Annotated in this window: 11 protein-coding genes; 3 read left to right on the forward strand and 8 right to left on the reverse strand. The window is 67.1% G+C overall.

Translation table 11 applies throughout. From position 1 onward, the window contains the following. Positions 1–165: 165 nt before the first annotated feature. Entirely contained in the window at positions 166–3291 is a 3126-nt protein-coding gene (locus ACI2JH_RS10245) for an efflux RND transporter permease subunit (protein WP_101100881.1), read from the reverse strand. After that, the gene (locus ACI2JH_RS10250; RefSeq protein WP_182657408.1) at positions 3288–4418 is read right to left on the reverse strand and encodes an efflux RND transporter periplasmic adaptor subunit; all 1131 of its coding nucleotides are present in this window, start codon (positions 4416–4418) and stop codon (positions 3288–3290) included. Before ACI2JH_RS10250 ends, ACI2JH_RS10245 begins: the two co-directional genes overlap by 4 nt. A 125-nt stretch (positions 4419–4543) precedes the next feature. On the opposite strand from ACI2JH_RS10250, the gene ACI2JH_RS10255 reads away from it, so the two are divergent. Further along, complete coding sequence (locus ACI2JH_RS10255) at positions 4544–6331, forward strand: amidase (protein ID WP_404736123.1); 1788 nt, start codon at positions 4544–4546, stop codon at positions 6329–6331. Here ACI2JH_RS10255 and ACI2JH_RS10260 read toward each other — a convergent pair. Beyond that, positions 6321–7304 carry a LysR family transcriptional regulator gene (locus ACI2JH_RS10260; RefSeq protein WP_057687362.1) on the reverse strand — a complete coding sequence of 328 codons (984 nt, stop codon included), beginning with the start codon at positions 7302–7304 and terminating at the stop codon, positions 6321–6323. The two genes, ACI2JH_RS10255 and ACI2JH_RS10260, sit on opposite strands and share 11 nt — an antisense overlap. A 199-nt stretch (positions 7305–7503) precedes the next feature. On the opposite strand from ACI2JH_RS10260, the gene cysK reads away from it, so the two are divergent. Continuing rightward, positions 7504–8463, forward strand: a complete 960-nt coding sequence (gene cysK, locus ACI2JH_RS10265; RefSeq protein WP_101100885.1) for a cysteine synthase A — start codon at positions 7504–7506, stop codon at positions 8461–8463. Between the two features lie 147 nt (positions 8464–8610). Next, positions 8611–9216 carry an O-acetyl-ADP-ribose deacetylase gene (locus tag ACI2JH_RS10270; RefSeq protein ID WP_404736124.1) on the forward strand — a complete coding sequence of 202 codons (606 nt, stop codon included), beginning with the start codon at positions 8611–8613 and terminating at the stop codon, positions 9214–9216. A gap of 40 nt (positions 9217–9256) precedes the next feature. Here ACI2JH_RS10270 and ACI2JH_RS10275 read toward each other — a convergent pair whose 3' ends face one another. The 5 genes from ACI2JH_RS10275 to ACI2JH_RS10295 form a co-directional block, all read right to left on the reverse strand. Next, entirely contained in the window at positions 9257–10384 is a 1128-nt protein-coding gene (locus tag ACI2JH_RS10275; RefSeq protein WP_404736125.1) for an ABC transporter substrate-binding protein, read from the reverse strand. Positions 10385–10509: 125 nt separating this feature from the next. Beyond that, the gene (locus ACI2JH_RS10280) at positions 10510–11514 is read right to left on the reverse strand and encodes a class I fructose-bisphosphate aldolase (RefSeq protein ID WP_042614593.1); all 1005 of its coding nucleotides are present in this window, start codon (positions 11512–11514) and stop codon (positions 10510–10512) included. A gap of 139 nt (positions 11515–11653) precedes the next feature. Continuing rightward, on the reverse strand, positions 11654–13120 hold the full coding sequence (pyk, locus tag ACI2JH_RS10285) for a pyruvate kinase (protein ID WP_101100891.1): 1467 nt from the start codon (positions 13118–13120) through the stop codon (positions 11654–11656). A gap of 248 nt (positions 13121–13368) precedes the next feature. Then, entirely contained in the window at positions 13369–14055 is a 687-nt protein-coding gene (locus ACI2JH_RS10290) for an HAD hydrolase-like protein (protein WP_349999999.1), read from the reverse strand. Then, positions 14055–15230, reverse strand: a complete 1176-nt coding sequence (locus ACI2JH_RS10295; protein WP_101100895.1) for a phosphoglycerate kinase — start codon at positions 15228–15230, stop codon at positions 14055–14057. The genes ACI2JH_RS10290 and ACI2JH_RS10295 overlap by 1 nt, the downstream gene beginning before the upstream one ends. Between the last annotated feature and the right edge of the window lie 216 nt (positions 15231–15446).

Genomic DNA, 15446 nt, shown 5'->3' on the forward strand with positions numbered 1-15446 from the left:
GACGGCCGTTGGTCGTGGTGGGTGACGGCCGTTGGTCGTGGTGGGTGACGACCGGTCGTGGTGGGTGACGACCGTTGGTCGTCACGCCCCTGGTCCATCAGAAGCTGTGACGACCAACGGTCGTCACCCACCGGAGCCCGGGGCGTCACCCACCGCAGCCGCCGGTCAGGCGTGGCCGCCCACCGATGGGGTGTCCTTCTCCTGCTTTTCCAGCTCGCGCGCCACCGCTTCAGGCGAACGCGTGAATGGCGCCAGGCGGGCGTAGAACGCCGGCACCACGAACAGCGACAGGAAGGTGGACAAGGTCACACCGAAGATGATCACCACGCCGATGGTGCCACGGCTGGCCGAACCCGGCCCGCCGGCGACCACCAGCGGGATCGCACCGACCACCGTGGCGATGGAAGTCATCAGGATCGGGCGCAGGCGTACGCGCGCCGATTCGATGATCGCCTCGCGTACCGTGCGTCCCTCATCGCGCAGCTGGTTGGCGAACTCCACGATCAGGATCCCGTTCTTCGCTGCCAGGCCCACCAGCATCACGATGCCGATCTGGCTGAACAGGTTCACCGTGCCACCGCTCACCCACAACCCCACCAGCGCACCCAGCACGCCCAGCGGCACGGTGAGCATGATGGTCAGCGGATGGATGAAGCTTTCAAACTGCGCGGCCAGCACCAGATAGACCACCAGCAGGGCCATCGCGAAGGTCAGTAATACCGCCCCACCTGAACTCAGGTACTCGCGCGATTCGCCCTTCCAGCTGATCTGCGCATGCTGCGGCAGCTCCTCACGGGTGACCCCCTGGGCCCAGGCGATGGCTTCGCCGAGCGGATAACCGGGCGCAAGGCCGGCACTGATGGTGATCGAGCGCAGGCGGTTGAACCGGTTCAGCGAACCGGCTTCAGCGACTTCGCTCAGCGTGACCAGGTTGGACAGCGGGACCAGCTCACCGGAGCTGGAGCGCACCCGGATGGCGGCCAGGTCGGCCGGTGTGGCGCGGCCGTCGCGGCCGGCCTGCACCAGCACGTCGTACTCTTCGCCGTTGTCGACGAAGGTGGTGACCCGGCGCGATCCCATCATGGTTTCCAGCGCCGAACCGATCGCCGTCACCGGTACGCCCAGGTCGGCCGCACGCTGGCGGTCGATGTTCACCCGCATCTGCGGGCGGGTTTCCTTGTAATCCGAATCCACGCCGACCAGGCCGGGGTTGTCGGCCATGCGCAGCAGGATCCGGTCGCGCCACTGGGCGATCTCTGCATATTCCGGCCCGCCCAGCACGATCTGGAACGGCTGGCCGCCGCTGCGCACCAGGCCACCGCCGACCTGCGTGCGCACGCGCACGCCGCGCACGGCATCGAGGTCCTTCTGCAGTGCATCGGCCACTTCCGGGGTGGAGGTGGAGCGCTCGCGCCATGGCTGCAGGAACACGCTGATGCGGCCGGTGTGCATTTCCTCGCTGGACCCCCAGCCGCCCGGCACGCGTGGGTTGGCGCGCACGATCGGGCGGTCTTCGCCCACATGCTTGGCAACGATCGCCTCCACTTCCTGGACCTGGCCGACCGTGTAATCAAAACCCGCGCCTTCGGGGCCGTCGATCATGATCTGGAACGAGCCGCGGTCTTCGGCGGGCGCCAATTCGGACGGCAGGTGCTTGATCAGCAACCAGCTGGCAAACAGCGTGGCCGCCATCACCAGCAGGTAGATCCAGGTGCGGTCCACGTGGCGGTCCAGCACGCGGCCGTAGCCGCCGGCGAGTTTTTCCAGGTTGCGGTTGATCACCCCGTACAGGCCACGCGGGGCCTGGCCGGTGTGCGGCTTGAGCAGCTTGGAGGCCATCATCGGGGTCAGCGTCAGCGCCACGAACGCGGACAACGCCACGGCGGCCGCCAGCGCCACTGCCAGTTCGCGGAACAATCGCCCGGTGTTGCCTTCCAGGAAGCCGACCGGCAGGAATACCGCCACCAGCACGGCGGTGGTGGCGATCACCGCGAAGGCCACCTGCGCGGTGCCGCGCTTGGATGCCACCAGCGGCGGTTCGCCCAGGTCGATGCGGCGCTGCACGTTTTCCACCACCACGATCGCATCGTCCACCACCAGCCCGATGCACAGCACCAGTGCCAGCAGAGTCAGCAGGTTGATCGAGAAATCGAAGGCGTACAGCGCGATGAAGGCAGCCACCAGGCACACCGGCACGGTGACCGCCGGGATCAGCGCGGCGCGGAAACTGCCCAGGAACAGCCAGATCACCACCAGCACCAGCAGCATCGCTTCCACCAGCGTGGCGTAGACGCGGTCCACCGCCGCTTCGATGAAGGTGGTGTTGTCGAATGTCACCGCGATCTGCGTGCCCTGCGGCAGGGTTTCGGCGATGCGGTCGGCCTGCGCACGGGCCAGCCGGGTCACGTCCAGTGCGTTGGCGGTGGAGGTTTTGACGATGCCCAGGCCCACGCCGGGTTCGCCGTTGCTGCGGTAATAGGCACGGCGTTCGGCAGAAGCCAGCTCGATCTTGGCCACATCGCCCATGCGAACTACGTAGCCATCGCTGCCCTTGCCCAGCGGGATGGTCGCGAAGTCTTCCGGCTTCACGTAGTTGCGCTCCACACGCAGGGTGAAATCGCGGTCGGCCGACTCGATGCGGCCGGCCGGCAGTTCCACGTTTTCGTTGCGCAGCGCGGTCTCCACATCGCCGGTGGTCAGCCCACGCGCGGCCAGTTGGTCGCGGTCCAGCCAGATCCGCATTGCATAGCGCTGGCGACCGCCGATGCGCACCTGCGATACACCGTCCAGGCTGGCAAAGCGGTCCACGACGTAGCGTTCGGCGTAATCGCTGAGGGCCAGCGTGTCCATGTTGGACGAGGACAGGTTGAACCAGATGATGGCTTCGTCATCGCTGTTGGCCTTCTCGATCTCCGGCGCGCGCGCCTCGTCGGGCATGCGATCAGCCACGCCGCTGACCGCGTCGCGCACATCGTTGGCAGCCGCTTCGATATCGCGGTTGCTGGTGAACTCCAGGCTGATCTGCGCGCGGCCGTTGGTGCTGCGCGCGTTGATCATGTCGATGCCTTCGATGCCCGACAGGGAATCTTCCAGCACCTGGGTGACCCGGCTTTCGATCACCGCCGCCGATGCACCGGGATAGTCCACCGATACCGACACCACCGGTGGATCGATGGCCGGCAGTTCGCGCAGCGTCAGCCGGGTGAACGACATGATGCCGAGCACGATCAGCAGCAGGCTCATCACCACGGCGAAGACCGGCCGCTGGATGGAGATGTTGGAGAGTTTCATCCGCCGTTACCGGCCGGTGCGACGGGCGCGTCCGAGGCCGGCGCTGCCGGCGGTGGCGGCAGTTTTTCCGGCTCCGGTGCATCCACCGGCGGTACCGGCCGCGCATCGACCTTCAGGCCGGGACGCAGCTTGCCGGTGCCGTCCACGATGATGCGCTCGCCGGCCTTGATGCCCTGCTTGAGTTCCACCACGCCGGCGCGCCGCGATCCGATCACCACGTCGGCGCGCTCCACCGTGCTGTCTGCCTTCAGCCGGTAGACATAAGAGTCCCTGCCCACCTGCACCACGGCGATCTCCGGCACCACCAGCGCCTGCCGTTCCGGGCGGTAGATACGCACGTCCAGCAGCATGCCCGGACGCAGTGCGTGGTCGCCGTTGGCGAAGTCGGCACGCACGGTGACCGCTCGGGTGGACGGGTCGACGCGGGCATCGATGGTGGTTACTTCGCCTTCGAACGTACGCCCCGGCCAGGCCACGCTGGTGGCTTCGACCTTGTTGCCGTTGGCCAGCGAGGACAGTTCCGCCTCCGGCACCTGGAAGTCCACGTGCATGCGCTGGATGTCGTCCAGCGTGGCGATCGCCGTGGTCGGGGTCACCAGCGAGCCCGGGCTCACCTGGCGGATGCCCAGCACACCGGCGAACGGTGCCCGCACGCTGCGGTCGCCGATGTCGGCCTGCATCTCCGCCACCCGCGCTTCGGCGGTATCGCGGATCGCCTTCTGGGTGTCCAGGGTGGAACTGGCCACCAGTTGCTGCTGGGCCAGTTCGCGCTGGCGCCTGTACAGCTGGTCGGCTTCGGCGAAGGTGGCCTGGGCCTGGGTCAGGGCCGCCTGCTGGGCCAGGCCGCGCAGGGTGACCAGCGGGGTGCCGGCAGCCACCTGCTGGCCACTTTCGAAGTGCACCTGCTCGATGATCTCGCTGACCTTGGCGGTGATGGTCACCGATTCACGTGCCTTGGCCGTGCCCAGTGCCTGCAACGTATCGCTCCACGCGGCCGATTCCACGACCTGCGCGGTGACCGGCACATCGGCGCCCTGGCGGCGCGCCGCCTGCGGTTCGCCCTTGCAGCCGGCCAGCAACACCAGGGCCAGGCCAACGGCCGTGCCCATTGCGATACGTCCCACCATGAATAGTCCCGTCCTCTGCATGACCGGCGAGTGTAGGGGGCGCCATGCGAAGACCGTATGTGCCAAGCGTTTACCGCAGCCCACGCAGCCGGCGATAGCGACCGGAACCCTTTCCGTGCAAGGGCTTGCGCCAGGGTGTCATCGTGTATCGGGATGTGTCGGGATCGACGGTCGCGACAGAGCGCGGCAGCGCCGACCGGGCAGGCGGATCCACACGGATCGGCCGGAGCACTGGAGCCGGCCGGACGGTGGTCCGCCGGTCACGGCCAGCCGCACACAGGCCGTGGCAGGCGTCGCCGCTGCCCCTGCCCTCACGGCGCCGGCTCGGGCAGGCTGGGCGTGATGATCCGAGCAAGAACAAAACATGCCAATCTTCAATCGCAGGCAGTTCCTCGCTGGCGCAGCCGCATCGGGGGGCCCTGGCCAGCGCTGCGGGAGTGGTGCCCAAGGTCGCCTGGGGGCAGGCAGCAGCAGCGGCCGCGCCATCGCAAGCTCGACCCGCCTGGAGCCTTTCGGCTACTGAAGCGGCGTCTTTGCTTCGCAACGGTTCCCTCAGCGCCGCCGAGCTGACCCGCAGTTGCCTGGGCCGCATCGCGGCAATCAATTCCATCGTCAACGCAGTGAACTTCGTTGACGAAGCCGGCGCGATCCGGGCTGCCGAGGAAACCGACGCCGCACGGGCGCGCGGTGAGCGGTGTGGGCCACTGCATGGTATTCCGGTACTCATCAAAGACAATACCGACGTCGGCGGGCAACCGATGACCAATGGCATCGTGGCCTGGAAAGAAAACATCGCCCATCGGGATGCGCCCCAGGTCACGCGGCTGCGCGCGGCAGGAGCCCTCGTGCTTGGCCGCAGCAATACGCCGTGTTTTTCGTTCAGCTGGGACGCGCGCAACGATCTGCACGGCATCACCTGGAACCCATGGAGCCGTTCGCATACCCCCGGCGGCAGCAGCGGCGGGGCTGCCTGCGCGGTGGCCACCGGCATGGTGCCGCTGGCACAGGGCAACGATATCGGCGGGTCCATCCGCCATCCGGCGTACTGCTGCGGCGTGGTCGGCCTGCGTCCCACGCCGGGACGCGTCCCAGGTCTGTTCAGTCCTGCAAAGGGCGATGAAGCGCTGGGCCTGCAGCTGATGCTGGTCGATGGGCCCATCGCACGCCGGGTCGCCGATATCCGACTGATGCTGGAGGCCATGACTTCATTCGACGCCCGTGTCGCCGGATCCCTGCCGCTGCCGTTCCCCGCCTCGCCCCTGCCGCCCGGGACCCGCATCGCCGTGCTGCGTGAAGATGGCATCAAGCCGCGTACTCCGACGGTTGCCGCCGCACTGGAACGCGCCGCTGCGGCCCTGCAGCGGGCGGGCTTCATTGTAGAAGAAATCAGACTGCCGGAACTGGCCGAGGCGTGGCGCCTGTGGTGGCTGCTGATCATGGAAGAGACCCGCGCACTGCTGCCAAGCATCGCACGCGACGGGGACGCACCCATAAAGGCATGGATCGGCTACAACTACGAGGTCGCCGCCGAGATGTGGGGTCGCCAGCCGTCGTTGACCGACTACATCAACGGCTACGCGCAACGTGCCACGCTGATCGCCAGCCTGCAGCAGAAGCTGCAGGCGTATCCGGTGATTCTGATGCCTGTTGCCAGCGAAGAGCCCTTCCTGCACGGTCAACATTATGCGGACCTCGACGCCGCCCGATCCGCCATCAGTTCGGGCTGGCCGCTGATGGCCATTCCAGTACTGGGGTTTCCGGCGCTGGCGGTGCCGACCGGTTGCGTGGCCGGACTTCCCACCGGGGTGCAGTTGATGGGCAGGCGGTTCGGCGAACACGATCTGCTGCAGGTCGGCGCGGCCCTGGAAGCCGCGATGCCGGTACTGACCCCGATGGATCCGGTCAGGACGTAATGGTCTGGGTCAACGATTCCCACGTAGGCGGCAGCGGCCAGTTCGCGGCCTGGTTGCCATCCAGTACCCGGCGCAGATCGCGCGGGTCGATCTGCGGGGCGAGCACGTGCACCAGTTCCAGCGCGTAGTCGCGCAGCACGCGGTCACGCGGCAGCACCGCCCAGGCGATGCATTCGGCGATCGGCGCCGGCGCCACCCAGGCACGCAGGTCGTGGTCGGCGGCACTGACCGCCATTTCAGCCAGCAGGCCCACGCCCACCCCGCTGCGCACGTACGTCTTGATCAGGTCGGCATCCAGCGCGGTCAGCGCGATGTCCGGCTCCAGACCGGATCCGGCGAAGGCCCGCTGCAGCGAAGACGCCGCACGCGTGGACGATTCGTAGCTGATCAGCGGATGGGCGGCCAACGCGGCCAGGTCCGGGGCGCGGCCGGCGCGGTCCAGCGGGTGGCCCTTGGGCACCAGCACCAGACGGCGCCAGCGGTACAGCGGGACCGCTATCCCGGCACTCGGTTCGCCACCGGCGGTACTGATGATGGCGATGTCCGCATCGCCCTGGCTGAGCAGGTCCAGCGCGTCGCTTTCAGCGGCCTGCTGCAGGTGCACGCTCACCTGCGGATAGGCCTGCTTGATCCGTGCCACCGCCGGCGGCAGCACGAACCGTGCCTGCGTGTGGGTCGTGGTCAGCACCAGCTGGCCCTGGCTCTCGCGCCGCTGGTTGGCGGCGTAAGTGCGGATGTTGTTGGCTTCGGCGAGCACCGCGCGGGAGCGGCTGATCACTTCCACCCCGGCCGGAGTGACCGATTCCAGGCTGCGGCCGCGCCGCACGAACAGCAGGAAGCCCAGTTCATCCTCCAGCTGTTTGAGCTGCTTGGACAGTCCGGGTTGGGTGGCATGCACGCGCGAGGCGGCGAGCGTGATGTTCAGCTCGGCGTCGGCGATGGCGACCAGATAGCGGAGCTGGGTCAGCGTCATGGCAGGCGGCTCGGTAGGGAAAACCACTGTAGGTCAATTGCCCTCACCAACATATAACCAAACGTTGTTTATGAAAGGTATCTGGTCATTTCCTGCTGTCATATGGCAGCGCTACGGTCAGCCGGCCAAGGCGGTCACCAGCAGCGGCCGCCTTCCCTCTTGCCGCCGCGTCTGGCGCGGCCCCTCCCGGAGTGCCCTCATGGCCCTGTACGAGTCCATCCTCGATACCATCGGCAACACCCCCATCGTCAAGCTGCACCGGCTGGCACCGGCGCACGTCACCCTGTACGCCAAGGTCGAAGCGTTCAATCCGGGCGGGTCGGTCAAGGACCGGCTGGCGCTGGCTATCGTGCTGGATGCCGAGCAGCGCGGCCTGCTCAAGCCGGGCGATACGATCATCGAGGCCACCTCCGGCAACACCGGCGTGGCGCTGGCGATGGTGGCCGCCGCCCGCGGCTACAAGTTCGTCGCCACCATGGTGGAAACGTTCTCCATCGAGCGTCGCAAACTGATGCGCGCGTATGGTGCCAAGGTGATCCTGACCCCGGCCGCCGAGCGTGGCAGCGGCATGGTGCGCCGGGCCGCCGAGCTGGCCCAGGAACACGGTTGGTTCCTGGCCAGCCAGTTCGCCAACCCGGCCAACCCGGCCTATCACCGCAACACGACCGCGCCGGAGATCCTGCGTGACTTCGCCGGCCGGCGGCTGGACTATTTCGTCAGCGGCTGGGGCACCGGCGGCACCCTGACCGGCGTGGGTGAGGTACTGAAGGTAGCCCGGCCGGAGACCCGCATCATCGCCACCGAACCGGCCGGGGCGGCGCTGTTGAAGGGCGATGACTGGAAGCCGCACAAGATCCAGGGCTGGACGCCGGACTTCGTGCCGGACGTGCTCAACCGCAACGTGGTGGACGAACTGGTGACCGTGGAAGATGACCGCGCGATCAGCACCGCGCGCCGGCTGGCCGCCGAAGAAGGCCTGTTTGTCGGCATTTCCGCCGGTGCCACGCTCGCCAGCGCGCTGGATGTCGCCGAACGCGCTGAACCCGGCTCGGTGATCCTGGCGATGCTGCCGGACACCGGCGAGCGCTACTTCTCCACGCCACTGTTCGCCGATGTGAACGAAGGGTCCGACGACGACTGGCTGGCCGGCCTGCCGTAAGCGCTTCCTCGCCTGGCGGGCGGGCTGTTGTTTTCCTGTTCGCAGCGTGTGAGACGGTCATGACGCAGCCTGCATGTCGCCCCGGTTACGGTGGCACACGCAACGCGGGACGTTGCGCCGTTTCAACGACAGCCAGGAGAAGGAAGCATGAAGATCGAAGTTTGGCAGGGTGACATCACGACCCTGGCGGTGGATGCGATCGTCAATGCGGCCAACGAATCCCTGCTGGGTGGCGGCGGCGTGGACGGTGCCATCCACCGGGCAGCAGGTCCTGGATTGCTGCAGTCGTGCGAGCAGTTGCCGCAGCTGCGCCCCGGCGTGCGCTGCCCCACCGGCGAAGTGGTGGCCACCGACGCGCATGAACTGCCCGCGCGCTTCGTGCTGCACACGGTGGGCCCGGTCTGGCATGACGGCCAGCGCGATGAAAGCGCACTGCTGGCCAATTGCTATTGGAAATCGTTGCAGCTGGCCGAGAAACTCGGCGCGCGCTCGATCGCCTTCCCGGCGATCAGCTGTGGCGTCTACGGTTATCCGCTGTACCGTGCGGCCGAGATCGCGGCCACCGAGACGCTGGCGTGGCAGCGCAGCCATCGTGAGCCGCGGCGGATCATCCTGGTGGCCTATAACACCGCCACGTTCAAGGCCTACCAGCAGGCGCTTTCGTCCGCCGGGCAGACCCTGGAAGATGAGAGCGAGGCACCACGCAGCAGTGATCGCGCCATTGCGGCGCAGTCGTTGATGCCGGCTTTCTGAAGGTGGTGACGACCCGAGGGTCGTCACCGTTGAAGCGTTATCAGTTGGCGTCCACCTCACTCGGTGCCGCAACCGCTACGTCGCTGTCCGCCGATGCGGCATCACGCACCGAAAGCGATTCGCCGCTCCCCGCGCTCACCCGCACCTGCACCACGGCCTGGCTTTCTTCCAGGCTGGCGACCAGCAGCTGGTAACGACCCGCCGGCAGGTTCGCCTGCAGGCGTGCATTGGTGCCGTTGCCGCCGTCGTCGTCTTCCAGGTTGATGGTGCCGCCCGTCAACCGCAGGGTGGTATCGACCTGGTCGGACAGCGCATCGATGCGCACCGAGCCGGCCTGCGGCACGTTCAGCACGAAACGGCGCTCGCCGTCCTCGCGTGACAGCAGCGCCTGCACGTTGGCGCCGACAGCCAGCGTGGTGCCATCGGCGGCCACCACGTCCGCGGCCAGCGCGGTGTTCTTGACGTCCAGGCGGAACTGGCCACTGCCTTCGTCATCCAGCGCGCGCACGCCCAGCTTGTAGGTGCCGCTGTCCAGCATCAGGCTCAGGCGTGAGTTGGTGGAGCTGCCGCCGTCATCGTCTTCCTCTTCCACGTTGGCGCCCTTCAGGTCGAGCACGGTGTCGAACGCATTGGAGGTCAGGTTGATCTGATACAGGCCGGGCTTGTCGACCTGCAGGGTGTATTCCTGGCGCTGGCCGGCCAGCAGGTCGACGATCTGCCCACCATTGGCGAGCGGCTTGCCGTCATACGGCACCACCTCGGTGGCCTGCAGGCGATACGGACCGTAGGCATCGGCGTCGTCGCCATTGACGGCGATACGGTAACGGCCGGCGCCGTCGGCACGGAAAGTCACTTCCAGGCCGCTGTCTTCGGAGCGCTCGCCACGGGCCACCAGGGTGCCGTCGTCGCGGAACACCGATATCGCGCCGGACAGCGAACCGACCAGCTTCAGCGACACCGCCTGCTTGTCCTTCAGTTGCATCGAATAGAGCTGGTAGCGGCTGCCGTCGCTGAAGCTCAGCGGGCTGGACGTGGTGATCTCACCGGCCACCGCCTTGTCGAAGTCCAGCGAAGCGGCCTTGCCACCGTCGGCGGCGCCCGCCTTCTGGCCACAGCCGCTGATAGCCAGCGCCAGGGCGGCGGCCAATAGTGTCGTTGCAGTACGCATGGTGTTTCTCCTTGGCCCATCATTCAGAGGCCGCGAAGTGGCCATGCCCCGGGCAGGCGACACGATAGCCGAAAAAAAAAACGCCGGCACGTGGCCGGCGTTCTTTCATCGGCGGGACAGCCGAATCAGCCGTTCCACTTGCCCAGTGCAGCCTGGCCGTTTTCCTTGGCGCGCTCGTACACGGTCTTCTGCGCGGCGGCGTAGTTGCCCTTGGTGTCCTTGCCCCACAGCGCCAGTGCGGCCTGCTGCATGGCACGTCCGTAGGAGAACGTCAGCGGCCACGGCAGGTTGCCCATCTGGTTCATCGCGTTGAGGTGCTCGGTGGACTGCTCGTCGCTCTGGCCACCGGACAGGAACACCACGCCCGGCAGGATCGCCGGCACGGTGCTCTTCAGGCACATCACGGTCGATTCGGCCACTTCCTCGGCATCGGCCTGCTCTTCGCAGTCCTTGCCGGAGATGACCATCGAGGCCTTCAGGATGGTGCCTTCCAGCAGCACGTTCTGCTGGTACAGCGCGTCGAACAGCGAGCGCAGGGTGGCTTCGGTGACTTCGTAGCAGGTTTCGATGTCATGGTCGCCGTCCATGATCACTTCCGGCTCGACCATCGGCACCAGGCCGCATTCCTGGCACAGGGCGGCATAACGGGCCAGCGCATGCGCGTTGGACTCGATGCAGGTACCTGACGGGATGCTTTCACCGATGTTGATGACCGCACGCCACTTGGCGAAGCGCGCACCCAGCTTGTAGTACTCCTGCAGGCGCTCACGCAGGCCGTCCAGGCCTTCGGTGACCAGCTCGCCCGGGCAGCCGGCGAGCGGGTGGGCACCCTTGTCGACCTTGATGCCGGGGATCATGCCGTTGTCGGTCATGTACTTGGCGAACGGCACGCCGTCCTTGGTCGACTGACGGATGGTCTCGTCGAACAGGATCGCGCCGGAGATGTGCTCGTTGAGCTTCGGCGTGGTCAGCAGCAGTTCGCGGTAGGCGCGACGGTTTTCTTCGGTGTTCTCAACGCCGACGCTGGCAAAGCGCTTGGCGATGGTGCCGGTGGATTCGTCGATCGCGATGATGCCCTTGCCCGGGGCGACCATGGCCTGGGCGGTTTCAGCCAGCTGTTCGATGCTCATGTACTTCCTGTGGCGGGTGCGGGAAAAACCCGATTATAGCCCCCGCCTCCCGTGAACTGTCCGTCCACGGGATCTGGAATCGCTTTCATGCGGTGTAACCGTGACGGCGCTGCGAGTGCGCCGCGCCGTCCGGGCTTGCTTACAGCTCGCCCAGTCCGCTGGCGCTGCCGTTGGCACCCACTTCCAGCAGGCGCAGGGTGTTGGTGGCGCCATGGGTTTCCATGTGCTCGCCACTGGTGAAGACCACGCGGTCGCCGGCGGCCAGCAGCCCGGCTTCGGCCAGCAGGCGGATGCTGCCACGCGCGGCTTCACGCGGGGTCAGGCCACGGCTGTCGAAGTTGATCGGGAACACGTCGCGCATCAACGCCATCTGGCGGCGGGCGCCGTCGTGGCGGGTCACCGCGAAGACCGGCGCGGAGGCACGGAAACGCGACAGGTAGCGGGCGGTGCCGCCGGATTCGGTCATCGCCACGATCGCGCGCACGCCGACGTGCTGGGACAGGAACATGGTGGCCATGGCGATGGCCTGGTCGGCACGTTCCAGATTGCGCGGCGAGGCGCCGAAGTCGGTTTCGGTCTGGAACTGGCGCTCGGCGCCCAGGCAGATGCGCGCCATCGCTTCCACCGCCTTGACCGGGTAGGCGCCAGCGGCGGTTTCCGCCGACAGCATCACCGCATCGGTACCGTCGATGACCGAGTTGGCCACGTCCAGCACCTCGGCGCGGGTCGGGATCGGGCTTTCGACCATCGACTGCAGCATCTGCGTGGCGGTGATCACCACCTTGTTCTGCGCCAGCGAGGCCTTGATGATCTTCTTCTGCAGGCCCGGCAGCTCGGCATCGCCGATTTCCACGCCCAGGTCGCCGCGCGCCACCATCACCACATCGCTGGCGTCGACGATCTCTTCCAGGTTCTCGATGGCTTCGGTGCGCTCGATCTTGGACACCAGCGCGGCATAGCAGCCGTGCGATTCGGCGATCTCGCGGGCGTCATTCATGTCCTGCGCGTTGCGGCAGAACGACACGGCGATGAAGTCCACGCCGATCTTGGCAACGATGCCGATCAGCTCTTTGTCACGCTCGGTCAGCGCACCCAGCGACAGCCCACCGCCCTGCTTGTTCAGGCCCTTGCGGTCGGACAGCACGCCGTCGTTGAGCACGGTGTTGATGATGCGCTCGCCCTGCACTTCCACCACCTGCAGCTGCATCAGGCCGTCATCCAGCAACAGCACATCGCCCGGGCCGACGTCCTGCGGCAGGCCGAGGTAGCTCACGCCGACCTGGGTGGTGTCACCCGGCGGCACGTTGGTGGCGGCCACCAGGTCGAAACGGTCCCCGGCCTTGAGCTGGATCTTGCCGTCGGCGAAGCGCTCGATGCGGATCTTCGGGCCCGGCAGGTCGGCCAGGATGCCTACTTCCACGCCCACGCGGGCAGCGGCGGCACGCACGTCGGCGGCACGCTTGGCCTGGCCGGACGGATCACCATGGCTGAAGTTCAGGCGCACCACGTTGACGCCAGCGCGGAACAGCTCCTCGAGGATGCCAGGCGGATCGGTGGCCGGGCCGAGGGTGGCTAGGATCTTGGTGCGACGCTGACGCTCGAACATGGTTTAGGGGCTCCCGTTAAAGCAGGGAAATTAGCACATCCTTCACGACCCATGTATGCGGTTACACCCTTGCGGGGTCTGGTTCTGCGCGATGTCTGCAAGACAATACGGGGCAGCATGGATGACCGACGGCGCCACTGGTAGCGCCGAGCCATGCTCGGCGAGCGCGCAGCGCGGCCTGCTTCAGGACCCGCCATGCCGGGCACATCACGCCGAGCATGGCTCGGCGCTACCCCGCATACCCGGCATCAGCCGATCAGCGCCAGCAACTCCGCCGGCGAGGCCGCCAGCGCATCGGCGCCGGCCTCGCGCAGCTCTTCGGCACCGCCGAAACCCCACAGCACGCCGATGTTGCGCAGGCCGTGGTGGCGCGCGCCTTCGATGTCCATGCGGCGGTCACCGATCATCCAGCACTGGCCTGGTTGCAGCGACAGCCGGGACAGCGCTTCGGCCACCAGCTGCGGTTTGCTGCTGCGGCTGCCATCGGCGGTGGCCCCGATGACCTCGTCGAAACACGCACCGAACGGCAGGTGCTCGATGATCCGACGCGCGTGGGCTTCATTCTTCGCGGTGACCACGGCCAGGCGATGGCCGCGCGCGTGCAGCGCACGCACCACCTGTTCGATATCGTCGAACACCGCGTGCTCCTGCCAGCCTTCGGCCTCGAAGCGTTCGCAGTAGTACGCCACCGCCTGCTCCACCTTGGCCGCATCGTTGAACAGCGGACCGAAACTGGTGCGCAGCGAGGGACCGATCCAGCCGCGCAGCGCCTCCACCGGAGGCGCCGGATGCTGCATCCGCTCGAACGCGTGGGTGATGCAGCGGGTAATCCCGACCTGCGAATCGATCAGGGTGCCGTCCAGATCGAAGAACAGCGTGTCAGGCACCTCGACAGCGTCATGGCCGACGGCCGTCACCCACTGGTCCTGCTCCATTACGCGCCCCGCGCTTCGAGCGCCTCCACGGCCGGCAGCGGCTTGCCTTCCAGGAACTCCAGGAACGCACCACCACCGGTGGAGATGTAGCTGACCTCGCCGGCGATATCGAACTTGTCGACCGCCGCCAGCGTGTCGCCGCCACCGGCAATGGAGAACGCCTTGGAGCCGGCGATGGCACGCGCCAGCGCTTCGGTGCCCTTGCTGAAGGCCTCGAATTCGAACACGCCGACCGGGCCGTTCCAGACCACGGTGCCGGCCTGGTTGATCAGCCCGGCGTACTGCTGGGCGGTCTGCGGGCCGATATCCAGGATCAGGTCATCCTCTGCCACCGCATCAACCGCCTTCACCGTGGCTTCTGCATCGGGCAGGAACTGCTTGGCCACCACCACGTCGGTGGGCAGTGGAATGTCCGCACCGCGCGCCTTGGCATCGGCGACGATCTTCTTCGCCGTTTCCAGCAGGTCCGGTTCGTACAGCGACTTGCCGACCGGGTACCCGGCGGCGGCGATGAAGGTGTTGGCGATGCCCCCGCCGACGATCAGCTGGTCGACCTTGCCGACCAGGCTGGCCAGCAGTTCCAGCTTGGTGCTGACCTTGCTGCCGGCCACGATCGCCAGCAACGGCTTGGCCGGTTCCTTCAGGGCCTTGGCCAGCGCATCCAGTTCGGCCATCAGCAGCGGGCCACCGGCCGCCACCGGGGCGAAACGGATCACGCCGTGGGTCGATGCCTGGGCGCGGTGCGCGGTACCGAAGGCATCCATCACGAACACATCGCACAGCGCCGCGTACTGGCGGGCCAGCGCTTCATCGTCCTTGCCCTCGCCTACGTTCATGCGGCAGTTTTCCAGCAGCACGATCTGGCCCGGCTGCACGTCCACGCCGCCGACCCAGTCGCGCAGCAGCGGCACGTCACGGCCCAGCAGTTCGGACAGGCGGCGGGCAACGGGCTGCAGCGAATTTTCCTCGCTCCACTCGCCCTCTTTCGGACGCCCCAGGTGCGAAGTCACCATTACCGCCGCGCCCTGCTCCAACGCCTGCTTCAGCGTGGGCAGCGAGGCGGTGATGCGCTGTTCGGAGCTGATCTGGCCGTTCTCGATCGGCACGTTCAGGTCCTGCCGGATCAACACGCGCTTGCCGGAGAGGTCGAGGTCGGTCATGCGGACGATGGACATGGGCATTCCTGTTCTGGGGAAGAAACGCGCCGCGCGGCGCAGCCCACTATTGTCCCGGCTGCGCAGGCGCATCGCAAACCCCGCTGGGGTAGTGACGGCCCGGCGGATGACGACTGTGCGTTGCCGTGGTGGGTGCGCGTTGCCGTGGTGGGTCTCCGTCGCCGTGGTGGGTGTGCGTTGCCGTGGTGGGTGACGACCGTTGGTCGTCACGCTCTT

It is taken from the genome of Stenotrophomonas sp. NPDC078853 (genome assembly GCF_044901215.1).
GTDB classification, from domain to species: Bacteria; Pseudomonadota; Gammaproteobacteria; order Xanthomonadales; family Xanthomonadaceae; genus Stenotrophomonas; species Stenotrophomonas lacuserhaii.

Bases quoted from the DNA above. Each gene is read 5' to 3' on its own strand.
- ACI2JH_RS10275 (WP_404736125.1), bottom strand. From the start codon at position 10,384: ATGCGTACTGCAACGACACTATTGGCCGCCGCCCTGGCGCTGGCTATC.
- ACI2JH_RS10295 (WP_101100895.1), bottom strand. From the start codon at position 15,230: ATGTCCATCGTCCGCATGACCGACCTCGACCTCTCCGGCAAGCGCGTG.
- ACI2JH_RS10245 (WP_101100881.1), bottom strand. From the start codon at position 3,291: ATGAAACTCTCCAACATCTCCATCCAGCGGCCGGTCTTCGCCGTGGTG.
- cysK (WP_101100885.1), top strand. From the start codon at position 7,504: ATGGCCCTGTACGAGTCCATCCTCGATACCATCGGCAACACCCCCATC.
- ACI2JH_RS10280 (WP_042614593.1), bottom strand. From the start codon at position 11,514: ATGAGCATCGAACAGCTGGCTGAAACCGCCCAGGCCATGGTCGCCCCG.
- ACI2JH_RS10250 (WP_182657408.1), bottom strand. From the start codon at position 4,418: ATGGTGGGACGTATCGCAATGGGCACGGCCGTTGGCCTGGCCCTGGTG.
- pyk (WP_101100891.1), bottom strand. From the start codon at position 13,120: ATGTTCGAGCGTCAGCGTCGCACCAAGATCCTAGCCACCCTCGGCCCG.
- ACI2JH_RS10290 (WP_349999999.1), bottom strand. From the start codon at position 14,055: ATGGAGCAGGACCAGTGGGTGACGGCCGTCGGCCATGACGCTGTCGAG.
- ACI2JH_RS10260 (WP_057687362.1), bottom strand. From the start codon at position 7,304: ATGACGCTGACCCAGCTCCGCTATCTGGTCGCCATCGCCGACGCCGAG.
- ACI2JH_RS10270 (WP_404736124.1), top strand. From the start codon at position 8,611: ATGAAGATCGAAGTTTGGCAGGGTGACATCACGACCCTGGCGGTGGAT.